General features: G+C 63.0%; 22 protein-coding genes and 1 pseudogene. 8 read left to right on the top strand and 15 right to left on the bottom strand.

Annotation, left to right across the window (positions count from 1 at the left end; translation table 11 throughout):
* Positions 1-72: 72 nt before the first annotated feature.
* The 8 genes from AB4Z16_RS26600 to AB4Z16_RS26565 all read right to left on the bottom strand — a co-directional run bounded on the left by AB4Z16_RS26600 (position 73) and on the right by AB4Z16_RS26565 (position 5,904).
* Entirely contained in the window at positions 73-822 is a 750-nt protein-coding gene (locus tag AB4Z16_RS26600) for a 2OG-Fe(II) oxygenase (protein ID WP_441514331.1), read from the bottom strand.
* Positions 819-1,373 carry a methylated-DNA--[protein]-cysteine S-methyltransferase gene (locus AB4Z16_RS26595; protein ID WP_441514330.1) on the bottom strand — a complete coding sequence of 185 codons (555 nt, stop codon included), beginning with the start codon at positions 1,371-1,373 and terminating at the stop codon, positions 819-821. Before AB4Z16_RS26595 ends, AB4Z16_RS26600 begins: the two co-directional genes overlap by 4 nt.
* Before the next feature lie 151 nt (positions 1,374-1,524).
* A complete protein-coding gene (locus tag AB4Z16_RS26590; RefSeq protein ID WP_441514329.1) occupies positions 1,525-1,776 on the bottom strand; it encodes a hypothetical protein in 252 nt (83 codons plus the stop codon).
* A 122-nt stretch (positions 1,777-1,898) separates the two neighbouring features.
* Positions 1,899-2,546: a DNA oxidative demethylase AlkB gene (alkB, locus tag AB4Z16_RS26585; RefSeq protein WP_441514328.1), complete on the bottom strand. Its 648-nt coding sequence runs from the start codon at positions 2,544-2,546 to the stop codon at positions 1,899-1,901.
* 7 nt (positions 2,547-2,553) lie between these two features.
* Positions 2,554-3,195 carry a DNA-3-methyladenine glycosylase family protein gene (locus tag AB4Z16_RS26580; RefSeq protein WP_441514327.1) on the bottom strand — a complete coding sequence of 214 codons (642 nt, stop codon included), beginning with the start codon at positions 3,193-3,195 and terminating at the stop codon, positions 2,554-2,556.
* Between the two features lie 41 nt (positions 3,196-3,236).
* Positions 3,237-4,334 (bottom strand): bifunctional DNA-binding transcriptional regulator/O6-methylguanine-DNA methyltransferase Ada, encoded by a 1,098-nt coding sequence (gene ada / locus AB4Z16_RS26575; RefSeq protein WP_441514366.1) that lies wholly within the window; start codon positions 4,332-4,334, stop codon positions 3,237-3,239.
* Between the two features lie 246 nt (positions 4,335-4,580).
* Positions 4,581-5,036 (bottom strand): ester cyclase, encoded by a 456-nt coding sequence (locus tag AB4Z16_RS26570; protein ID WP_441514326.1) that lies wholly within the window; start codon positions 5,034-5,036, stop codon positions 4,581-4,583.
* A gap of 238 nt (positions 5,037-5,274) precedes the next feature.
* The gene (locus AB4Z16_RS26565) at positions 5,275-5,904 is read right to left on the bottom strand and encodes a methylated-DNA--[protein]-cysteine S-methyltransferase (RefSeq protein ID WP_441514325.1); all 630 of its coding nucleotides are present in this window, start codon (positions 5,902-5,904) and stop codon (positions 5,275-5,277) included.
* A gap of 177 nt (positions 5,905-6,081) precedes the next feature.
* Between AB4Z16_RS26565 and AB4Z16_RS26560 the strand changes: the two genes are divergently transcribed.
* A complete protein-coding gene (locus tag AB4Z16_RS26560) occupies positions 6,082-6,828 on the top strand; it encodes a gamma-glutamylcyclotransferase (protein ID WP_441514324.1) in 747 nt (248 codons plus the stop codon).
* 43 nt (positions 6,829-6,871) lie between these two features.
* Complete coding sequence (locus tag AB4Z16_RS26555) at positions 6,872-7,207, top strand: hypothetical protein (RefSeq protein ID WP_441514323.1); 336 nt, start codon at positions 6,872-6,874, stop codon at positions 7,205-7,207.
* A 56-nt stretch (positions 7,208-7,263) separates the two neighbouring features.
* On the opposite strand, the gene AB4Z16_RS26550 is transcribed toward AB4Z16_RS26555, so the two are convergent.
* The 5 genes from AB4Z16_RS26550 to AB4Z16_RS26530 are packed head-to-tail and all read right to left on the bottom strand — an operon-like array spanning position 7,264 to position 12,251.
* Positions 7,264-7,875, bottom strand: a complete 612-nt coding sequence (locus AB4Z16_RS26550; RefSeq protein WP_441514322.1) for a hypothetical protein — start codon at positions 7,873-7,875, stop codon at positions 7,264-7,266.
* Complete coding sequence (locus AB4Z16_RS26545; protein WP_441514321.1) at positions 7,872-7,994, bottom strand: hypothetical protein; 123 nt, start codon at positions 7,992-7,994, stop codon at positions 7,872-7,874. Before AB4Z16_RS26545 ends, AB4Z16_RS26550 begins: the two co-directional genes overlap by 4 nt.
* An 18-nt stretch (positions 7,995-8,012) precedes the next feature.
* The gene (locus AB4Z16_RS26540) at positions 8,013-8,795 is read right to left on the bottom strand and encodes a hypothetical protein (RefSeq protein WP_441514320.1); all 783 of its coding nucleotides are present in this window, start codon (positions 8,793-8,795) and stop codon (positions 8,013-8,015) included.
* On the bottom strand, positions 8,792-11,119 hold the full coding sequence (locus tag AB4Z16_RS26535) for a Mov34/MPN/PAD-1 family protein (protein ID WP_441514319.1): 2,328 nt from the start codon (positions 11,117-11,119) through the stop codon (positions 8,792-8,794). The genes AB4Z16_RS26540 and AB4Z16_RS26535 overlap by 4 nt, the downstream gene beginning before the upstream one ends.
* Positions 11,112-12,251 (bottom strand): MBL fold metallo-hydrolase, encoded by a 1,140-nt coding sequence (locus AB4Z16_RS26530; RefSeq protein ID WP_441514318.1) that lies wholly within the window; start codon positions 12,249-12,251, stop codon positions 11,112-11,114. The genes AB4Z16_RS26535 and AB4Z16_RS26530 overlap by 8 nt, the downstream gene beginning before the upstream one ends.
* Before the next feature lie 62 nt (positions 12,252-12,313).
* On the opposite strand from AB4Z16_RS26530, the gene AB4Z16_RS26525 reads away from it, so the two are divergent.
* Both AB4Z16_RS26525 and AB4Z16_RS26520 read left to right on the top strand, forming a co-directional pair.
* On the top strand, positions 12,314-12,709 hold the full coding sequence (locus AB4Z16_RS26525; RefSeq protein ID WP_441514317.1) for a helix-turn-helix domain-containing protein: 396 nt from the start codon (positions 12,314-12,316) through the stop codon (positions 12,707-12,709).
* A 20-nt stretch (positions 12,710-12,729) separates the two neighbouring features.
* A complete protein-coding gene (locus AB4Z16_RS26520) occupies positions 12,730-13,581 on the top strand; it encodes an ImmA/IrrE family metallo-endopeptidase (RefSeq protein WP_441514316.1) in 852 nt (283 codons plus the stop codon).
* Here AB4Z16_RS26520 and AB4Z16_RS26515 read toward each other — a convergent pair.
* Entirely contained in the window at positions 13,514-18,115 is a 4,602-nt protein-coding gene (locus AB4Z16_RS26515; protein ID WP_441514315.1) for a hypothetical protein, read from the bottom strand. The two genes, AB4Z16_RS26520 and AB4Z16_RS26515, sit on opposite strands and share 68 nt — an antisense overlap.
* A 563-nt stretch (positions 18,116-18,678) precedes the next feature.
* Here AB4Z16_RS26515 and AB4Z16_RS26510 point away from each other — a divergent pair.
* The 4 genes and pseudogenes from AB4Z16_RS26510 to AB4Z16_RS26495 all read left to right on the top strand — a co-directional run.
* A complete protein-coding gene (locus AB4Z16_RS26510; RefSeq protein WP_441514314.1) occupies positions 18,679-19,425 on the top strand; it encodes a hypothetical protein in 747 nt (248 codons plus the stop codon).
* Positions 19,426-19,798: 373 nt separating this feature from the next.
* A complete protein-coding gene (locus tag AB4Z16_RS26505) occupies positions 19,799-20,083 on the top strand; it encodes a hypothetical protein (protein WP_441514313.1) in 285 nt (94 codons plus the stop codon).
* Complete coding sequence (locus AB4Z16_RS26500) at positions 20,080-20,604, top strand: helix-turn-helix transcriptional regulator (RefSeq protein ID WP_441514312.1); 525 nt, start codon at positions 20,080-20,082, stop codon at positions 20,602-20,604. Before AB4Z16_RS26505 ends, AB4Z16_RS26500 begins: the two co-directional genes overlap by 4 nt.
* A gap of 329 nt (positions 20,605-20,933) precedes the next feature.
* Positions 20,934-21,352 (top strand): annotated as a pseudogene (locus AB4Z16_RS26495) (transposase); the annotation flags it as partial.
* A 963-nt stretch (positions 21,353-22,315) separates the two neighbouring features.
* On the opposite strand, the gene AB4Z16_RS26490 reads toward AB4Z16_RS26495, so the two are convergent.
* The coding region (locus AB4Z16_RS26490; protein WP_441514365.1) for an IS3 family transposase at positions 22,316-22,430 on the bottom strand (115 nt) is incomplete at its 5' end.

The following is a 22,430-nucleotide window of genomic DNA, read 5'->3' as shown; positions in this document are numbered from 1 at the left end:
CGAAACAGGAAGGCCCCGACGGGGTGAACCGTCGAGGCTTTTAGGCTTGGCAGGGTGTGGCGACGCGGCGTGCTACCGCGCGTCGTGGAAGATGATGCCCACCGTGTGACGCATGCCTGAGCGGACCCGGCTGACGCCGTGGCGCAGGTTGACGCGATAGTTGCCCTTCGAGCCCTGCACCGGCCGGTTATGAACGGCGAAGGCGACCGCATCACCTTGGCGCAGCGGCACGACCTCGACGCGGCTCTGCATGCGCGGCCGCTGCTCGGTCAGGGCGAATTCGCCGCCGGTGAAATCGCGGCCGGGTTCCGAGAGCAGGATCGCGACCTGGATCGGGAAGGCGAGGTCGCCGTAGAGATCCTGGTGAAGGCAGTTGAAGTCGCCGGGAACATACTGGAGGAGCAGCGGCGTCGGCCGCGTCTGCCCGGCTTCGTGACATTCCCGGAGGAAGGGGGCGTGCTCGTCGGGATAGCGTTCGTCCATCCCCATGCGCTGGTTCCAGGCGTTGGCGACACCCGCCAGGCGCGGATAAAGCGCCGTCCGCAGGCCGCCGAGGAGATCGGGAAGCGGATACTTGAAGTAGCGGTACTCGCCTTTGCCGAAGCCGTGGCGCGCCATGATGATGTGGCTGCGGAAATGGCTCTCGTCGGGATAGAGCGCCGCGACCTCGCGACACTCTTCCGGCGTCAGCAACTTCGGAAGGACGGCGCAGCCGAAGCCGTCGAGCTCGCTGGCGAGGGCCTGCCAATCATAGGCGGCGACCCGCGCCTCCGCGGAATTGCCCGCGGAGACCGGGGAGAGGGAGGCGACTTTCGCGTTCATGCCTTGGCTTCCTTCTGAATGAGAATGCGCTTGCGCTCGATGCCCCAGCGATAGCCGGCGAGATCGCCATTGCTGCGAACGACGCGGTGGCAGGGGATGGCCAGCGCGATCGGGTTGGCGGCACAGGCATTCGCGACCGCCCGCGGATTGGCATTCGGGCTGATCACCTGCGACAATTCGCGATAGCTCAGCGTCCGGCCAACCGAGATCGTCTTCAGCTTCTCCCAGACCCGACGTTGGAACGGCGTGCCGCGCATATCGAGCGTGAGATGCAGCCCTTCACTGGGCCTTTCGATGTAGCGACGCACCTTGGCCAGATCGTCCCGGACCGCGGCTTCGCTGATGATGAGCGTGGCCCGCGGGAAACGATCGGCAAGATCCGCAGCGAGCTCGCTGGCGCTGTCGCCGATCAGGATGGCGCAGACGCCTCTCGCGCTGCGGGCGATCAGCACCTCGCCAAGCTCGGTGGCGGCCGTGGCGTGAAGAAGAATGTCGACCGGTTCGGTGTTAATCGAATTGGGTAACCTGTCTTTGGAGATGGTGAGGTTCATAACCGTAGCTCCCTGCTCAGTTCTCATGAGCAAAACTACGTTTGGCAGCGGTCTCCCGAACTCCGATCCTTGCTCTCAAATCGACGAATGAGCTGGGCGATGTCCGCTATCGGGACGGGCTTGTGCTTCCGACGTCTGCGGAGACAGCGGATCAGGCAAGCCTGAGAATCGTGGCCTCGGCCAAGAGGTAGGTTTCTCCGGAGGTGAAGCGGACTTCGACCTCCCCAGATTCGAGCAGCTCCCAGGCAGCGAAACCACCAGCAACCAGTTGGCCGATGTAGCCCATGACAAGAACCTTATCCGGGTTGCCCTTCGCAAGCGCGACAAGCGCGCCGATGGCTTCCTCCGTTCCAGGGAGTTTGCGCCGGCTCGTCCTGGCGTTGAAGCCGCCCCTCGAAAACATCGCGGAAACTTTCCTCGTATTGGTCGCGGAGCACCCCGACCCGTCGAATGATCATGCCGTGGTTCTCAAGGCTGTCCCGACATCACGCTGAATAGGCCGGCAACACGGAAGTTTGGAATGCACTACAGCGCGCCCCGGAACGTCAGATTGATACGCATGCGCCCGACGGTTCCGTGGACGCCGTCCTTCAGTTCGGGAACGCCGTGATAGAAGAGGCGCGATGGCCCACCCCACACGGCGACGTCGCCGTGCCGAAGCGCGTACCGTTTCACTGGGTCAGTCCGCTTCAGGCCACCGAACTGGAACGTCGCGGGCAGGCCGAGCGAGACCGATACGATCGGATTGGCGAAGTCCCGTTCGTTCTTGTCCTGATGGAGCGAAAGCCGGGCGCCTGGCTCATAGCGATTGATCAGACAGGCATCGGGCCGAAAATCAGGGTAGCCGGCACGCGTGGCGGCCATGATTGCGAGGGCGAGGAAGCAATCCGGCATCGGTGGCCATGGGAGCCCGCTCTCGGGATCGTTCCGATCGTAGCGGTAGCCTGTCCGATCCGTGACCCATCCGGCAGACCCGCAATTGGTCATCGCCACGGACATGACGAAGCCCCCGGGCGTCACCATGTGCCGGAACGGAGCCTGTTCGGTGATCTCCGCCAGGGCACTTAGCAGGTCCGCCTCGAAGGGAAGCGCGGCTCCGCGCAGCAGCTCCGCGCCCTGGGCCATGATCTCGGTCGATGGCTCCGTCCCGAGCGTTTCAAACAGATCGAGCATGTCGCACCTATCTCAACGCGTTTCCGCGCTCGCGGGGCATTCGCCAGAGATACCAGGAGGCGACCGTGCGATGGGGCGCCCAGGCCTTCGAGATCTCGCGCAACGCCTTGGGCTTGGGCTGCTCATTGAGCGACTTCAGTGCGCGGTAGCCTTCGCGAACGCCGAAATCATCGGCCGGAAGGATGTCCATCCGCTCCAGCGAGTACATGAGCAGCATCTCGACCGTCCAACGGCCGACACCCTTGATGGCGACCATGCGGGCGATGAGGTCCTCGTCGTCCATCGTGGCGGCGATGGCCCGCGTCGGGATCACGCCCGTGGTCGCGCCTTCCGCGATCGCCTTGATGGTTGCGATCTTGCTGGCGGAAAAGCCGCAGGCGCGCAGCGCATCGAATTCCGCCGCGATCAAATCCTCGGGACTCGGAAAAGCATGCCCGTCGAAAAGCGCCTTGAGGCGGCCGATGATCGCATCCCCGGCCTTGGCCGTCAGTTGCTGATAGGCGATGGCGCGCACCAGTGCCTCATAGGGTTCCCGGGCTGCCTTGGGGTCGTGCCGGCACGGGCCCACCAGAGCGATGAGATTGGCCCAGTCGTCGTCGAGCTTCGTCAGGAAGGCGACCGAGTCATCGTAGCGAGCGTATAGGTTCATCGAAGACCAATATTGCAGACGTTCGGCGGACGGCGGCGGGTTTACGCCGCTTGGGCCGCCTCGCGATCGAGAAGGGTTCGCTTGCGGTCGACGCCCCAGGCATAGCCCGAGAGCGCTCCGTCGCTGCGTACGACGCGGTGGCAGGGGACCGCGACGGCGAGATTGTTCGCCGCGCAGGCACCTGCCACGGCGCGCACCGAATTCGGCGATCCGATGCGGCGCGCGATCTCCGCATAAGAAACCCTTGCTCCGACCGGAATCTCTTGCAGGGCCTTCCAGACGCGACGCTGGAACGCGGTGCCGCGAACATCGAGCGGAAGATCAAGACCGACGCCTGGATTCTCGACGAAGCCGACGACGCGAGAGATCAGCGCTTCATAAGCGCGATCCGCGCCAATCAGGCTGGCCTTCGGAAACCTGTCCTGGAGATCCCGGAGCAGGTCGTCAGGGTTGTCGCCGAGCAGGATCGAGGCAACGCCCTTCTTGCTCGATGCGACCAGGATCGCCCCGAGCGAGGTCTGCCCGATGGCGAACTTGATCTCCTCGTTGGCGCCGCCGGCGCGAAACTGCGTTGGGGTCATGCCAAGCATTCCGGTCGACTTCTCATAGAAGCGGCCGCTCGAATTGAAGCCCGTATCATAGATCGCCTCGGTGACGCTGCTGCCAGCGCAGAGGCCATCGCGCACCTTCCTGGCACGATCGGCAGCCGCATAATCCTTCGGGGTGAGGCCGGTCGTCGCCTTGAAGATGCGATGAAAATAACTGGGGCTGCGCCCGACCGCTTCGGAGAGAGTTTCCAGCGACGGTTCCTCCTCGCTTTCCTCGATGATCCGGCATGCCCTGGCGACCAGCGTCGCGTTTTCCGCCTCCGACGACAGGCCGTCGGGATTGCAGCGCTTGCAGGCGCGGAAGCCCGTCGCTCGCGCGCTCTCCAGCGTGTCGTGAAGCGTGACATTCTTCGGATTGGCCGTTCGCGAGGGACATGACGGGCGGCAATACACCCCTGTCGTCGAGACGCAGTACCAGAGCTGCCCGTCGGCGCTCTTGTCGCGGGCGACAATGCGCGCCCAACGTGGATCATCCGCCGTTGGGCAGGGTATTGCGCCGATCGCGGGCTTGATTGTCATGAAGATGGTCATTGCCGTCATCCTGGACTTTCCTGGCCCGACCGTGCTCCCGATCGATGGTTGCGACACTCCGATCCTTGCTCTCAAATCGGATTCTTCCCACCCGATTCCCGCCAAGGAGGCGCGGCGACCCATTGAGGGAAGACAGACCCGAAGCGGCTTGATGGCCAAGCAAAACGGCCTGCACGATTGCGTGCAGGCCTATCGGCAGGGTTGCAAATGCATGCCGCGCCGCGGGCAGGCGCGGCATGATCGAGATCAGACGGCCTTGATAAGACCGAGCTGCGTCATCGCGGTCAGGCCATCGTCCAGACCGATCTCCTCGACGATCTTGCCGTCCACCACCTTCAGAACCGTTGTGCCGGTGAAACGCATCGTGCGGCCAGTGGCGGCCGGAAGACCTTCGTAGCCGGGCAGGAGATCATCCCAGGCGGCGCCGGTATGCGTGCCGCCACCTTCCCATTGGCCGACGACATAGTCGCCCTCGGCGATCAGGTCGGCGGTCCCCCAGAAGTTGAGGTCCGGGAATGCCGCGCGGAAGTCGGTCATGAAGGCCTTGATGTCGGCGCGCCCACGGCGCGGTTCATGCAGCGAATACTTCAGCAGCATATCGGGCGCCGCAATCTCATCGATCACCGCGAGATTGACGTCCTTGCCCCAGAACTCCGTGAACCAACGGCCGACGACGGCCTTGTTGTCATCTTGCTTGCTCATCGAAAAATCCTTCCATCAGCTCTCGGTCAGCGATATCGCTCGTCGACCTGAGCAAAGGGATACGGAGGCCGTGGCGGGGCAGAACTCCGTTTCATGACCTCGAATCCAAACAGCGGAATGAGGGACTTCGCGACGCCTCTCGCCGGGGGAATTGCGCCACCAGGCCATGGTCGTGTGCACCGAGATCCGCGCAGGTAAACTTCCCGCGGGCGCGGAATGTCCGACCTGGAGCCGGGGCCTATGTATTCTCGCGTTCGCGTTGCAGAAGGGCGCGCTTGCGGCAGATTCCCCAACGATATTCGGAAAGCGAGCCGTCCTTCGCCAGCGCGCGATGACAGGGGATCAGGATGGCGATGGGATTGGCTCGGATCGCTCCCATCAGCTCCCGCGTATCGCGCTTGCCGATCTTGAATGCCAAACCGCTGTACGAGGCAGTCTTCCCGGGAGGGATCCGGCGCAGCATTTTCCAGATGCTGATCTCGTAGATCGAGCCTCGCAGATCGAGCGGCAAAAGGGGATCGACGCCGGGAGCCTCGATCGCCTGCCGCATGCGAACGAGCTGATAGGCGAGGCCGTCTTCGTCCTCGACCACGGTTGCATCGACGAACCGAGCGCGCAGCGCGTGCTCGACCGCAGCACGGTGTCCAGCGAATTCGCAGGCGACCAGCCCTTGCGCCGATTGGGCGATCATGAATTCACCCAGACTGCTGCTCCCCCATGCGAGGCGAATGATCTCGGCCATGTCCGTTACTCCCGGAGTTGAATTGACCCTCCGGATAGCGACCCGGGCGGCGGCATTCGCTCCGAACCTTGCTGTTGAATTGATTTGCCGGGGCGGATGCCCAGAGCATCGCAATCGCTGCGGCATGTCCGTCCGCGTCGAACAGCCATAACCGCTCGCCGTCGAATTCGATCGCAAGAAGCGGAGTGCCGAGCCTCGCGATGATCGGCGATCACTCCATCACGACTTCGACGCTAGTCCCAGGTTCTCCCGAGATCAGACGGGATCGCCTTGGTGACCGCCGGACATCACGACGAGACCAAAATGAGCGACATCCGGCCCCTTGATCCGAAAAAGATACGACGCGGGTCCGCCGCCATGCCCATCCTAACCCGCGCGCTGCTTGAAGCTGGCGGCGCGAGGGAGATCTACGAACGCGACGCGCCTGGAATTCACCTGACGACGGAGGCGGAACGGGCGGACTGTCTGGCAGCAACGCTGGCTCGGCGACCGCAGGGCGAGGTGTGGGTGTTCGGCTACGGATCGCTGATCTGGAACCCAGCTCTCAAGGTGGCCGGGCGGCGGACGGCGCGCGTGTATGGCTGGCACCGTGCCTTCTGCATGTCGATCATCGCGGGCCGCGCCCAGCCTGCGGCACCTGGCTTGATGCTCGCACTGGACGCAGGAGGGTCCTGTCGCGGGACGGCCTATCGCCTTCATGAGGACGACATCGTTTCCGAGCTGACGATGCTCTGGCGTCGCGAGATGCTCTGCCGGGATGCCTATGTGCCGACCTGGGTCGAATTGATCGGAGACGACGGTTCGCGCTTCGGACATGCGATCGCCTTCACGATGAACCCCAAGAGCGAGAAATACGCGGGCAACTTGCCGATCGAGATGGTGGTCCACAGGCTTGCCACGGCTGCGGGCGGGTTAGGGTCCTGCGCCGACTATCTCTTTCAGACGCGCGACGGCCTGCACGCACATGGCATCCCCGACGCGCATCTCGACTTGCTCGCGGCGAAGGTCGCCGCCGTCCGGAGCTCGGTGCCTTCGCCACAGGCGGCGTGAGGCAGGATCGTCCGATATCCAATTCAATCGCAGGAAACGGAGTGTGGGCCGGGGTAGCTGGCGCGATGGTGACGCATGGGCCGGCTTCAGCTTTCAGGTCGCCGATGCCCTGCCGATCCAGGAGCGCGTGATGTCGCTGAGCTATGCACCGATCCAGTACGAGGACATTCCCGGAAGCGACAGCCACGGAGTTTATCGGATTTCCTACGGCGTGGAATACGGCGAGCAGGTCGATCCGCGGTTCGTCTATAAAGTCCATCTCGTCGAGGACGGGCAGGTCGTGGACGATATGGGCCTGAGCCTCTGGGATCGATCCGGCGATGCGGCGAGAATCGCCAAAGCCATTGCTGGCTTCATCGCCAGGCCGCATCCGCTATAGATAGCCGGTCAGGTTCCGGCGATACGAACGCTAACGAGGGCCCAGACTCGGACGCCTCACATCCGCATCGTCGATGTCGTTCCTTCTGAAGGCGAAAACTCACTCCAGAGGCCATCCTCGATCGAGAACTGGTGAACGCCGAGGCTAAGGGCGATAGCGCACGCGATCCTGATGCTGTTCTGATCGTCCTGATCCAGCGATTGGAATATCTTCGCCGTCATTGGCTTGTCGTCCGCGAGCTGGCGCCGGAACCAGGCGAGGCGGCATTTCGCCTTGAAGTCGGTGTATCCCTCGGCTGCCAGCTTTTCGGGAAAGGTCTCGATCAGTTCCGCGTTCACCGGCACCTCGACACTATCGAACTTGAACCAGCGGAAACCTTCCCGGGGGCGGGGCTGCGGGAGTTTGTCGTTCACGGCGAGGATCGAGAGCTGACGAACGGCTGCCTTCAATGCCGCAGACTGGCTCTGGTAGCTTCCAGGGCTGCCAATCATCGTCGACACTCCCGGGGGCAGGTCCTTGAAGGTGACGTCAGCGTGCCAGGCATTGTCCACCTGATAGACATGAACGCCTTCGACCTTCGACAGCCGCCACCATTCCAGTGACGAAGCGGCCGTCATGGTTTTCACGTCGAGGGTGGAGGTACCGATATCGGTAAGCTTGCCCTTCAATTCCTGGAGAAGGGCGCTCGCACGAAGACGGTTCTCAGGGACACACCTTCATCCGTTCCGGCATCGAGCCGTTCGACCCCGAGCAACTGTTCGCGGATCAGGTCCATGTCACGCTTCATCTCGGCTCTCCTTGAATGTCAGCTCGTCTCGAACCCGTTCCCCGCGCGCGCGGCGGTACTCCCGGCACGGCGGCGATTGTCCGGCCTGGGCGCGTCTATCGTGTCGAGCGCATCGAACAGCGAGCGCGTGAACTTGCTCGATTGCCGTTGCAGGTCGCCCTCGTCGTTCGCCAGGGCATAGGCACCGGCTGCGATTGATATGACCGCCACGAGCCAGCCACCGCCGACCACGAAGAACGCTATCAGGCCCGATGCCGCCCCTACCATCGCGGACCCGACCGCATAGGGACGCAAGGCCAGCAGGTTCCGCCGGAAACCGTACGACAGGTTGTCCTCGAAGAGCAGGGGGAAGGCCTTGGGGTCGCGGGTCCGGTTGCGCAGCCAGACGCTTGCCCGCTCATAGCAATGATCCGCCTCGACCGGGTCGGCCATTTCCTCGTCGGGCGAAGGCAGATGCAGTTGCGGGTTCGCCCTGCGCAGCCTCTCATGGAGATCGCGTTTCTGACGGAGGCCAAGGCCGGGATCACGGTGCCGCAGGAAGACCGCAGACGGACGTCCGCCCCAGTCGCGCCACAGGCGCGATTCAAGGCGGCCGCCTAGACCCCGCGACAGTTGAGCCAGCATGAAGGATAGCGCCGCCGCCAGCGCTCCCGAAGTCACCGCCCGCAAAGCCCATCCCGCGGGTCCTTTGGCGGCAAAGGTCTCGAGGGGCAACCAGGGCAGGAGCGACAGCACGAGCGGCACAGCGACGAACGCCGCCGGCAGCACACGGGCGCACAGGCTGTAGCGATCGAACTTCACGAGGCCTCCTTCGATCCGCCCGACGGATCCGTCCAGGCGCAGGTCCCGATCGTAGCCTCCGCAGTCAGGTGCCGGTAGCCGCTAGGCGTGTGGATGAGCAGCAGCACGGGCAGGATCTGCGCGGCCGCGAGTTGCAAGGCCGTCCGGACATCGGTCACGGAGGGGCCGCTCGTCACCAGGTGGTTGTGCCAGGTGCCGAGCGGATGAAGGCTGCCGCCCGACTCGGTAACGATGCGGTCGATCGCTCCGGCGAGACCATCGGTGCCGAGCACGAACTCGGACGCTGAGAAGCGGCTGTCCGGCGGCGCCGGCAGACAATCGACGACGTGGAAGGTTTCCGAGACGTCCGAAAAGCGCCCGATCAGCACGCCGCCCGTCTCCTTGCCCGGCCTGGCCGCGACCGCGTCCCGAATGATGCGGTCGACGCGTGGCGAAATCCGGACGCCTGGCGCACCGGGCGCTCCGGCCTCCACCGCGATCCAAGGTGCTACAGGGTGCCGCCGCCAGACTTGGCCGAGGCCGTCCTCCGCCGCCAACCCGAGCAGCAATTCGCCTCCCTCGGGCGGCAGTCCCGCGGCATGCAGGCGCGCAAGCTCGCCCGCCATTGGCGCCGTCAGCGCCGAGAGCGTCGCGTCCGGCATGGGAAAGGTCACCGAGGAGCAGCCCTGGCCGATATCGATCGCCTCGGCCTCGGCGCCGAAGACGGGCCCACGCATGTCTTCGTCGACCGCGAAGAGACGGTAGGCCTCCGTCGCTAGGTCATTCGTCGAAGGATTCGCTCCCGGCCCCTCGACGCTCATGAAACCGACGCGCCCGGCTCCGAACAGGCAGCTTTCGACGACGCGCGCCCGCTCCCGGATCACCTCCGGAAGGCACAGGGCCTCGCGCACCGAAGCGGCCGCCGTAGCGTTGACGACGGCAAAGGCATCCTTCGGGCCCGTTACCTTCTCCGCCCCTTCGGTCAGGAGTCCCCCGACGATGTCGAAAGAGCCGACGCTTGGCTCTTGCCGGAGCTCGGCGAGCGACTCCGCCAGCAGCTCGGTCTTCAGGCCGAAGCCCAACCCGGCGTCGCCGGGCGGCGGCACCAGCGCATGGCGGGCGTGATTGTGCGGCCGCATGAAGGCCCGGTCGACGATTGTGCTCGGCCCCCGGCCCGTACGCGCCATGTGCAGCGCGATCTTCGAGCCGACGCTGCCGCAACCGAGCAGGGTCCAGGGCAAACGCGCGTCGCCCGGGTGATCGCCGGACGCGCGGCGCAGCAACCCGATGCCGATCCTCTCCTGGAGGGAGGCCGGCGCGACCGTCGCCTTGCCGCGGCGCGACAGGTCGTCGCAACCATGGAGCGAGACGACATAGGGGCAGATCTCGATGGGAGAGATCGTGCCGATCAGATTGCAAGGCCGCCGGGCGAGGAGGATAACGAGGAGCGGCGTCGTGACGGCGAATTTGGTGCCGGCCAACCGATTCGACACCAGCTTGAGCAATCGCGCGAGTCCGTCGGCACAGCCGAACAGCGCGGCACGGTCGTATAGCGAGGCGAGGTCCGTCACCGTCTCGGGGGCGTAGCGCCCCGCGATCATGGATCGTCCGGGCCAGGCGACGAGGGCGTGACCGTTGCCGAAGTAGCAGCCCGGCTCGCCATCTCGTCCCGGGCGCCGCGCGTAACGCAGATTGAGCCCAGCCGGCGACAGGGCCGCCCGGCGATCCGAAAGATGCACGACGAAGGCGGAACCGTCGGCGGTGCCGACAAAGCGGGTCTCGAACACGGCTGAGCCCGGATCGCGTTCGGGCAGCGCGCTCAGCGGCTCGAGATCGGCGACGACATGGTCGCGGACATGATCGCGCCGCGTCGGCTCCCAGCCGATCGTCGGGTCGATCAATTGCACCAGTGCCGCCTTGCGCAGCCAGTCGACCAACTGATCGACCAGGCCGGGGAAGCCCCTGGCCCGGATCAGCTCCGCCGCGGAGCCCAGGACCAGACAGGGCTCCGGCGCGGCACCGGGTTCGCGGGGCAGCAGATGCGGATGGCTCCCGTCGAAATCCTCACGGAACCGGATCTCCGGCGCCACCAGCGGAAAGCCCGGGCCGAACACGAAGGTCACCGGCTCGACGGCGAGGATTCCGTTATCTGCATGGCCGCGAGCGCGCCAGCGGGATGGAAGGTCGGTGTCGATCGAAACCGTCGCGATGCTGTGCCCGCCGGTGGCGTCATGCTCCGCCTCTATCCTGCGCACGCCCGGGTGATCGGCGATCGCGCGCAAGGCCCGCACTGTCGCGCGCGGGACCGCCCTGTCGATCGCCATCTCCGAGCCGCCCTCAGCCATGCGGCAGTGGCGTCGCGCCGATCCCCGTCACCGCCGCCAGCGCGGCGGCCGCGGCGCGCTTGCGGCGATGCCCGGCATGGGAGACCTCGATCTCGTAGGGCAGGTCGCCCGGGCCGTCCGCGATGCAGTGGAAGGTGCCGCTTACCGGCCGCAGGATGTCCTGGTATTCGCGCTTGGCGCGAATACAGGGCGGGTCGTCGTGGTCATCCTCGATCGGCTTGCTGCTGGAGAGGATCGTCGCACAGCCACGCGCTCGTGACAGCGCGTTGCGTGCCTCCGGCGAGACCTTCGCCCGCTCGCCCCAGACCGACCAACTGTACCAGGACAGGCTGTGCCAACTGCAATGATGCGGAGCCAGCAGGACATCGTAATCGAGATGATGCGGCTGATGCTTGTTGCGTTCCCACACCCGCTCCCAGATCAGGACCTCGGCATCGCCCCCGAGCAGATAACGGGCCGCGTCCTGCCGGAAATCCGCCGCCACGGAGAGGCCGAGAACAACGCTGGAATCGTTCTTGCCGAGCCGCTCCTCGAGCTCCTCCGGTCCGGGGGCCATCGGCGCCAGCAGACGCGCGACGAAATTGCCGTGCTCACCGGCGATCGTCGAGAACTCCTCATTGCAGCGCACAAGGATCGCTCCCAAATTCGCGGTCTTGCCATCGATATCCTCACCGAGGATGCGGACGCGGTCGCCCTCGAGCAGGAAGCCGCGTTCCTTGAAGCTGTTGACGCGGCGGCGGGCCTCGCAGGCCCAGGCATGAGCGTCGTCGCTCAGGACATGATTGCGGCTCGCGCGGCGGAAGACGATCGGGCTCGACCAAATCTCCCTGATGACGATCTTGTCGCTCCTTTGCGACCAGTCGACGAGCGGGCCGAGATGGAAATGCTTCAGCAGCCCGCGGCAATGATCGTGGTCGGGATGCGTCAACAGGAAAGCATCAACGAAAAGACGACCCTGGGAGTCCCGCTTCAATCGGCGTCTGAGCTGGCCCGCGACGTCCGGCGTCGTATCGAGCGGGTCGTCGGCGGCCCCGGTGATGTTGCAATCGACGAGCAGCGTCTTGCCGCCGTCGAATTCGAAGAGCGTCATGTCGCCGTTGCCGACGCGGAAATGAACCGAACTCGCCGTCATGGATTATCCATCTCGAATGAATTGATCGGATTAACCGGCCGTAAAGTATGTCTATAGCGAACTTGGCGACGCGGGTGCCGCTTTTCAAGATCCTGCCGTATGCCTATCCCGAACAAAATTCGTGGTACGGCCCCGGCCAGCCGCAGCGAGGACCGATGGCGACCTTCGGAGAGAAAATCCGCGACCTTCGCAAGAAGGCGAAGCTAACCCTGGAGCAGCTCGGCGAGATGACCGACTCGAGCAAGTCGTATATCTGGGAGATCGAGAACAAGAATCCGCCGCGCCCGTCCGCCGACAAGATCGACAGGATCGCACGCGCCCTCGGTGTGACGGCGGACTATCTCATGGACGAGACAGCCGATCTGGTGACTGCCGAGGACGAAGCCTTCTTCCGGAAATACCGCGAGTTGTCGCCGGAGGCGAAGGAAAAGCTCAGGAAGATCACCGACGTGCTCTAGCCGCGCTGGGGGAGGCGCCGTTGGGACCCGATCGTTACGCCGCCGACCTGACCCTGCTGCTCAACCACGCCCTGCCCACCGACGAACGCTTCCCCGTCGACGTCGGGAAGCTTCTCCTCGAGATCTCGCGCCAGCGCTATCCGGGTGATCCGGTGCTCACGGTTGCGGGCGACGACATCCCGGGCTTCGAGGGCGGCCTCTTCCCCATCGGGAAGCCGCGCCGGGGCTGGGCCGTCGCCTACAGTACCGCGATCAGGTCGGAAGGCCGCCGCCGCTTCACCCTGGCCCACGAGGCCGGACACTACTTCCTGCATCGCCCGCTCCTGCCGCCGGACGGCATCCGCTGCGGCCAAGCTGCAGTCGTGCGTGGGGAGGGCGCGACGATTGAGAAGGAGGCCGATCGCTTTGCCGCTTGCCTGCTCATGCCGCTCGACGACTTCCGCAAGCAATTGTCGCCTCGGGACAAGCCCGACCTTCAACGGTTGAGCGCTTGCGCCCAGCGATACGGCGTGTCGCTGATCGCCGTCATTCTACGCTGGCTGGAGTACACCGAGCGCCGGGCGATGATTGTCGTTTCGCGCGATGGCTACGCACGCTGGGCGCGCTCGAGCGAGGCGGCGTACAAGTCAGGGCGTTTCATACGGACATCGGGCGAGCCCTTCGAAATCCCTTCTGGGGCGGTTGCAGCGAACGAGCCACCGTTTGAAATGGATAGTCAGGCGGTCGAGCACGCTGCGGGAATCTGGTTCGACGAGCCCGTCGAGGAAACGTCGATCTTCTCTGAGGTTTACGAGGAGTCGACTCTTAGCCTCCTGCATTTCGGAACTCGAGAAGCCCCGTGGGATCGCTTGAGCTGTCCACGACCCGGTTGATCGCATCGAGCAAAAGCGGTGACGATGCCTCCCTGCCGAACAGCTTCTTGCCGCGATGCTTGGCCCATCGGTCGTACCGCCGTTTGAAGAGATTTTCCGACATTGAGCCGAAAAGACGCGCGGCGGAGCCGGTTTGCGCGAAGTCGCCACGCCAGGTGTCGAACCGAGGATCAACGATCTTGCTCATCAGCATTTTCGCTTGCCAGAACTCGGTCGGATCATCCGTCTGGCAAAGCTGTGCGAACCAATGCTGCGACCATGTATTGCGTTCGTACGCGTAACGCGCTGCGCGTGAGGCGTCGCCGAGCAGCCCATGTGCATTCTCAAAACCCCACAGCGTCGCCTTGTTGGATTCGCTGGGGTTGGAGAAGCCAGCGACCATGATGGCGCGAGCCATACGACCAGGCTCCTCGCTTGCGAGGCCCCGCTCAATATAGCTGGCAAGCACTTCCTGACGCTGGTTCATCAACGCGGCGAGCACCTCGACGGCGATCTCCTGATCGGTCTTTGCTCGGTCCAGCCGCTCGAAGCGAAGATCGTTTAGTTCGCCATGGTCGCGAGCGCCCCAGACCGCCATCTTGTTGAGATCCAGTCCCGCGCGTCCAAACGCGATCCTCACCATGGGCGCGCTCGCCTCAACCTTCCGCAGGAGCAACTCGGTCCTGTCGGGGCGCTTCTCACTGAAGGCGAAGGCCAAGAGAACGATTAGGTTGTGTACAGCCGGAAGCTGGATTGGCGGCTGCGACGAGAGTTGCAAAAACCACCTCTCCGCAAGATCGGGAGCGGCCTCAACGATCGCGGAAAAGTCTGCAAGCGATAGGTGATCGAGGACGATCCGCGCCTCGGACGCGGTCAGTCGCTGCTTGAACGCGAGGAAGGCATCGTAGTTTCGGCGCTGCCGGTCCTCGATGTCGCGGGACGATTTCGACGGTTGTCTCAGCGGGCCACTTTCAGCATCGGGAGGCCGCTCCGGCTCTCCGATGCTGAACAGGACAGGATCGCGCTCTGCCTCGATAGGAGCGCGCAGCTCGATGTCGAGTGCGAGGTCGTCGGTCGCCAGCACGGATGCATGGTGGATCGAGGCGTCGATGCGCCGCGCGATCTCGACCGCCAGCTCGCCTCCGAGCAGGCGCGCGGCTCGCCCAAACGCTCGTGGAGACAATCGATCCAGTATCTCGTTCCCGGCACCCAAGCCATTCTGCGCAGCGAGAACCAGCGCGAGAGACCCATACCATTCCTCGAAACCGCTTTCGGTTTCGGCTGCGGGAGGCACCCAACAGTCCACGACGGCGCCGAGCAGCTTGGCATCGTCGTGCGCTACGATCAAAGCAAGCGCTTGGGCGCGAAGTTTCTCGGAAGATGAGGAGAGCGTCGAACAGACATACGCTCGCGCGCTCCCTGATAGGGACACCCTCGTCTCCTTGGCCACCGCTAGCAGTAGATATTGGCGGTGGGTGTCGTTCGCTTCACGCGCGGCATCGAGGCATTGCTCGAACATGTCCGGGGCAGGCGGTTTCATGCAATGGAGCAGGTCTAGCAGAATTAGTTGATCCGGCGGCGTCTCCAACAAGGCCTCCAGTTGTCGCGAACCCGATACGAAGGGAAACGACAACAGCAGGTGATATTGCGCGGCGATCCAGCGGTCCTGATCGGAAAGACCTTCGAGATCGCCGGAAGTATCGGCTGCGAGCCACTTAGCAATGAGCGCCTCAGCGCGCTCTAACGTTAGCAACGGTAAATGATCCCGCAGCGTAAGTATGCCCTGTCGCAGGGGGAAGCCTCGACGGCAGAGCACGTGATCGGCAAACTCGGTATGCTTAGTTGCCGCCTCTGGCAGGAGAAAGCGAGCCATCCCGGAACGAGCATCATCCAGAAATTGGTCTTCGGCAGATTGCCCAAGGCCCTGGGCGAGCTTCGCGACATCGACCGCCGCGTACTCGGTCGCCGTCGCTCGAATGTTCTCCGGTTCAATCGCACCAGGATCGCATGGGTCCGTAGCGCAGTAGCTTTCGATTCGCCTCCACGAAGGGAACTGCTCCCGATCCTTGGTCAACTCCTCCACGATCCCATGCGCCTCCTCGGCGTCTACGGGATCGCCGGTTGCTCGTAGCGCCGCAACCAAGGCCCACTTGCCGATTCTCGACACCGATCCGGTTCGCAGTGGTGCCACCGAACGCAGCAGCGCGGCACGGGCCTCTGCCCAATCGGTTCGGTTCAAGCTTACGAGGTCGATGAACTCCCGATAGGGGAATCCATGATCGGAGTTGAGCGCTTGCCCCAAGCACCACTCGGCAAGATGGTCGGACAGTGGCGCAAGGCGTTGCCGCGCGAGGAGATGAAGCGCGAGCCGGGATAGCGTGCTCGGGTTACCGTCGACCATCTCCAGTCGGTTCAACACCTGCACTTCTTCGGCGGTCAGGGCGCCGAGCCGTTCAGCGAGCTCCGACCTTCGTATTTCTCGCTCTCGCTCTACTACGTCGGCAGGATCCTGGCCGGGGTGCGCCCGCATATAGAAGTCGGGAGAAAGCGAGTGCACCGATAGCCAGTTCGCTGCCTCCCGGACAATGGTAGCCGAGGAGCTTCCGATGCAGGCGGCAGCCATCAGCGCTCCTTGGAGCCAGTCAAAGTTGGGACTGTGCTCGTTCGCCAGGCACAGGGCGCGAGCGGCGGTCATGAAATCGCCCGGCCGCTCTCGAGCCAGGCGGCAGAATGCGGGATACTTCGACGCATCGGGGTTCTGGAGCCGAACGAAGCCACGTATGAGACTGGCTGCGATCAACGGATCGGCGTAGCCGTCAATCAGGCACGCCGCTGTCAGAGCGGCAAAAGCGACATTGGCGGCGTCATCGAGCGCTGCGATCGGCTCCAGCAGCACGGACAGGGTCGCGTCTAGATCGTCTTCGCTGCGCCTCGCTCTCTGAAGTCGAGCAATAACTGCTAGGCCGAGTGCGACGGTCAGTCCTTCTTGAGCGATCTCATACTTTTGAGGGTCACCCTCAACCTCGCGGAAGAATCGACCGTCGACTACCGAGTTCAGGTCAATGTCGAAGACGCGAAGGTCGTCGAGTTGGCGCGTTCCCAGGCGATCCAGCACCGCCTGGGCATGCTGCCTCAGCCTGCCGGTGAATTCGATGGCCGTGCCCGGCCCTTGGCCGTACGGTTCGCTGATCCGGATATGCTCGAACAGAAGGCGACTGACGTCGAGCTCGGCGATCGAGGATATGGCGTCGTTATCGAGGAGGCGAAGAGCAATTCCCAGGAGTCGCGGATTCCTCAGCCTATCGACTACGGGAGCGTGGAGTGCGGATGGGGCAATGCCCCGTGCCACAAGGATTTCGTCCCGTTCAGCGGATTTCCATTCGGAAACGCGGATTTCGCGGATTCGGAGCGACAGCCGGCCCCGGACGCGGTCGCGAAAGAACGGGAGGCGCGACGTCACAACCATCGCACCCCCGATCTGATCCAGCAGGAAGCCGAGGCCCTCTACGATCCGGCCCCAATTGAGGTCCGGCCGTTGGTTGATGCCGTCGAGCACGACCACCAGCCGCGCCTTACTGGGAGCTGGCTGGACACGCCAGGCAGCGAATCTCTTGGACCAGCGCTTGACATTGCGTTCGGTCGGATCGTCACCGGTCTGCTCGATTAATTTCGCGATGAGCAGACGTTCCAACTCTGGTGCCAAAGTAGCGTCAGCGAGGCCGTCCGCCGGGACGAAAACCAGCATGGGCCTTTCGTCCAATGCCAACCATCCCTGAGCGGCGAACCATGATTTCCCGCAGCCTTCGTCGCCAAGAATGGCAATCATCGCCCCGTCGGGTGGCATGGTGAGCGCACTTTTGAATTCGGTGTGAAGGTCCTTGCGCGCGAGCACGACCGTTTTGGTCGCATCCAACGGACACAATGCCTGGCCGAGGTTCGTACGGGCGGCGCGGGTGTCCGAGAATATGTGCTCGAACCGCTTTGCGTTGGATGCTCTCGCGAGAGCGAATCCCATAGACGGACCGTCCAGGTCCGACTTCAGCCGAATCGACTCCCTTGCGAAGATTTCAAGACCCCGTATGGCCCGCAGGGCGGCGATCGCCGGCGCGACGAAGGACCTCTCTTTGACGTGATCCGTCAGAAATCGTTCGACGGCGTCCTCGCCCATCGCGAGAGCAAGCGCGAGCTCCGGAAGCTCCGTTTCGATCCAATCTAGGACAACGACAGTAATCCCTGACTTCGCCGCGTCGTGTCGGAGTTGGCTTGCGACCTGCGAAGAGACCTCCACGGTCGCCCCCAGGATCCAAGCCAGATCGGGTTCCTCGTTGTTGCGACCGAGGTCGGCGACCTTCGTTACGATCTCGGTCCTCGGGACGCGTTCTCGATACAACTTCCCTTCGAATGCGATGCCGACCCGCTCGCTTGCTGCCGTTCCGTCAAGTCCGCCCTGGGTGCCGCTCGAAGCCAAGCGGAACGGGACGCCCACGATCTGCTGCAAAGCTGACGCGATTAGGCCCTCGAAGCCCTGTCGTCCGGTGGGGTCCAGGGTCAGCAAAGCGTTTCGCAATGCTTGGAGATGAGGTCGTAGGGCAGGGCTCACTTGGGCGAACTTAACATCTCTGGGAAGACGCGTTTCGAACGTCCGAGAGTTTTGCACCGGAAGTCTTGCTCATTTAGATGCGAGGCAGCCGGAGGTAGGTCTCAATCATCGTGGGCCTGACCGGAACGCGCGCCTGACAATTAGGTGTGGGAGCATTGCGCGCAATCACCGGAAATTGTGGTTGAGTGGTCTCATGACAGTGCGCTTAGGTTGCGCTATTCGAGACTCGATCGAGGCTGGGGAGAATCGATGAACAAGGGTCCGCCGAAGAAGCCGCCACAGTCGCGGCCAGGCCAGATTCGGGTTGGCTTTAAGGAAACGGCGCACACTGCCGATCGACGTGCTAGTCGCACGCCGGCGATGGAGGCGATCGGGGTTCGCCCAGCTCCAGGAATGAAACCGAAACCGTCCGGTTCCGAGCCAAACAAACCATAAAGGGTTCGGAGAATCGCAAGCGCGCGCCTTCGCGCAGCGAGACGTTAGGCAACCAGAGGAACGAGTCACGTGGGAAACGACGCATGGAAGGGCAGCGCGACGACGCGGCAGGCGCAGTCGAGCGAGACGAGATCAGCGGGAACGCGCCCAGCGCCTTCCGCGACGACGGTGGCGTCGACGGGCGGCCAAGCGACGACGGGCGTGCGGCCTGCACCGGGCCCGAAGCCGAAATAGCTCGTGCGGCGCAATATTCCGCGCTCCGGTTCGACGTTCTCAGAAACGCGTTCTACCACTCAGCGCGGCTGAGACACTTCGAATGGCAGCATCGCGGATTGATGTTTCTGATCGTGCTGTTCGGTACGGCTGGCGTCGCCGATGCCACAACGGGGGTCATTGGTCAAAAGGCGCTCGCGGCCATTACGGCCCTGCTGGCGACAGTCGACTTGGTTCTGGATCTTCGAGGCAAAGCGCAGAGGCATGATAGCCTGAAGCAGCGATATTTCATGCTGCTGGCTAAGCTCGACGAATTGCCAGGAGCGGAACTCCGACAGATCGCGAAATGGCGCGGAAAGGTCAATCGGATTACGGCGGAGGAGCCCGTGACCTATCGTATCGTCGACGCGCTCGCCCACAACGAGGCGCTTGAAACCATGGGCCTCAACGAGGACGAGAAGATTCACGTCACACGCCTTCAATATGTGAGGCGCCATTGGACGGCCGCGCACGGTGTATCAATGCCGTACGTCACGCAATGGGTTCCAATTCATCTTCGCGTCGGCCGAGTTCTAAAGCGCGGCTGGAACGTCATTTTTAATCGGCAATCCAACTGAGGAGCTGCCGGACAAATCTGCTTTTCAGCTCCAATACAAGGTAGAGGTCTGAGCTGTGCGGGAGGCCATACTGCGCAGAGCTTAGGCTGCGACATCGAATTTGCGCTTGGTCGCACTGGTCTTCACGGAGGTCCCGAGCGTTCAAGCCCTCGAGAAGTTGACTGCGCTTTTTAGCGCAGAGAAGTGGTTGCGTTGCCTGTCGAGCCAGTGCCGACCCACTTGATCGAGGAGGGATTGCTGGACTTGCAGGTGCCGACTAGGAGGTTGGGGTCGATCGCGGCGCCATCGGCGGTCGCGGAAGGGGGTGAGCGCGGAAAAGGGAGGGTTGTCACTTGACAACCGTGCTTGCGCGCTCCATATAGAAAGTCGATGAATGGCGCGGAAGTCGCATCCGAAAAAAGAGATTGAAGAAGCGCTCAGGCACGCGGAAGAGCACGGATGGGAAGTCGAGGTTGGCGGAAGCCATGCATGGGGAAAGATATACTGCCCCTACAACGATGACCAATGTCGATGTGGCGAATTCTGCATCATGAGCGTTTGGAGCACGCCAAAGAACGCCGGAAATGAGGCAAAAAAGCTGAAGCGTGTTGTCGATAACTGTACGACGCGCAAGGCGGCGGCCGAGAAGAAGAGCAGCGCTGAGGAGTTAAGCCGATGAGGGATTACACCTTCACCTTGAAGTATCGCCTCGCGGACGATGATCAAGATCCTGACATGATCGTCGAGCGTCTCGGCGAAGCTGGATGTACGGATGCCTTGGTCGGCATTGGTATCGTTGGCCGTCTCGCGCTTGAGTTTACGCGCGAAGCTAGTAGCGCCCAAGAGGCTGTGCGGAGCGCGCTCGCCGATGTAAAAGCGGCGATTCCGGGAGCAACACTCGTGGAGGCGTCTCCGGATCTTGTCGGCCTAACAGATATCGCAGAACTTTCAGGCGTTTCCCGGCAAAATATCCGCAAGCTGATGGTCGCACATGGGGATTTCCCATTGCCTATGCATGAGGGGAATGCGGGGCTCTGGCATCTTTCGGAGGTGCTGAGCTGGCTAGGCGAGCGGAAGGGCTACCTGCACGATCCTGTTCTGCTGGAAACCGCAAAGGCGACGCTCGATGTCAATATCGTCAAGGAGTCGAAGCGACATGCCCCGGTAGTTGCCGGGGAGCTCGAAATGCTGCTCGCCTAAAGCGCTTCTAGGGATTTGGATATTCTCAATCGGTACGCGAAGTCGCTGCCTGAACGAATGCTGCAAGCGGCGATTCGGGGCTTCGATCGATTGGGATTCGCGCTAACGATAAAACCGCCTGCTTGAGGAACTCCTGGAGGCTGTCGTGCAGCCTCCATTCAATAGCTTGTAAAGGGCGCGTGTCCTCTTACACAACGGACCATCGTTCTCCACCCAAGTCCTGGAGCTCGCAGAGCTCGGAGTTCAATCTCCGGAGCTTTCTCCCGATTGGCCTGCTGCCGGTTTCGTGGACACCGAGGTTAGGTGTTTCATGAAACCGAAGATGGCCTATGCGGCGAAGACAGTTTGGGCGTGAGTTTAATGTCGAGGCGGTTCGCCTGATCAAAGATCGCGGAGTGAGTGTGGCGCAAGCGTCTTGGGACCTTGATGTCCACGAGAACCAGTTTCGCAAATGGGTGAAGCACTTTTCGGCCGACCTGGACAGACCGTTCCCAGCCACGGCAAGAAGAAGCCCGAGCAGCTTGAGATCGAGAGGCTGCGGCGGGAGGTGGTGAAGCTCAAGGCGGAGCGCAACATCCTAAGAAGCGGCCGCAACCTACTTCGCGAAGGGCGTGACATGAGGTTCACGTTCATTGCGAGGCTCCGGGGGATCAGGCCGGTGGCGTGGCTTTGTGGAGCGCTGGATGTGTCGCGCTCGGGCTTTCATACGTGGCTCAACCGGTCGCCGAGCCCGCGGGCGCGCGACGACACGGAGAGGGATTTCGCTGGTGATGAGTTAGAAGCTGAGAGAACGACTACCTCCACACGGGCAGCGCTTGGTGCCCCGCCGCCGGATTTGGGCGAAGCGCCTCGGCCAGGAGTGCAGTCGCAGGCGCCCCGAGGCTGGCAGGCGCTGCCTGCCACCACGGAACCGCAGGCGTGGTCGGGCGACGAGCAGGCGAGATCAGATAACCTCCGGCGTCGTTCACGTGGATTGCAAGACTGCCATCCCGCCGCGTGGTCATCACGTGACGACGGACAAACCCTGATGGATAGGTAGGGCGGTCGAAATCGGGCAGTCCGCCAACACGACAGCGGTACCAAGCGTCCGTATCCTGGCTCTCGTATTTCCTTGCATCGTCTGAAAAGACGACGACGTCCGGCCGCATCGTCTTGAAGAGTTCCTCGCACTGACCGTTGGCGCGGCCATGATGTGAGGCGACCATCATCCGAATGGAAGCGAGTTCGCGGACGAAGAGCGGATTGCTCAGAAGACGGCACCAGCCGGCCGTTTCGAGATCGCCCCCGAAGAGGATCGCGAAGGCTCGGTACCGAACGATGATCGCTACGCTGAGATTGTTGGTATCCGTGAAATCGAGCCCGTACCCGTTCCAGAAAGCCGTCACCTGGACTTCGCTGAAATTTGCCGGACTGCCGATTAGACCGGGGCCGAACCGGTCCAGGATAGCGTGGGCGGCCTGCACCCCCCTGCCCATTCCGCCCTGTCGCTTCATCGCGTAAAGGGCTGAGGCCGAGACGGTCGGATTGCTGAAGATCGAACCGATTTTGATTTTGCCCCATACATAGGGGAGGTCGTTGATATGATCTTCGTCCAGGTTGCTGAACGCTAGGAGCCCGATGTGGCTCCCGTTGTAGGAAACGGACGGAAACCAGGCTGGATCGGTGCCATAGCCGCAGTTGAATAGCCCCGAGTTTCGTAGACGCCGTCGGGCTACATCTGGTGCTGCCGTTCGAACTCGACGGGTGACAGCATCCCGTTCCTGACGTGCTTGCGCTTTGGGTTGTAGAACATCTCGATGTAGTCGAACACGTCCTGCCTTGCCTCC

Source organism: Allobosea sp. TAF32, assembly GCF_052113585.1.
GTDB lineage: Bacteria > Pseudomonadota > Alphaproteobacteria > Rhizobiales > Beijerinckiaceae > Allobosea.
The sequence above is the reverse complement of the archived record's forward strand: the minus strand, read 5'-3'. Positions and strand labels throughout refer to the sequence as shown.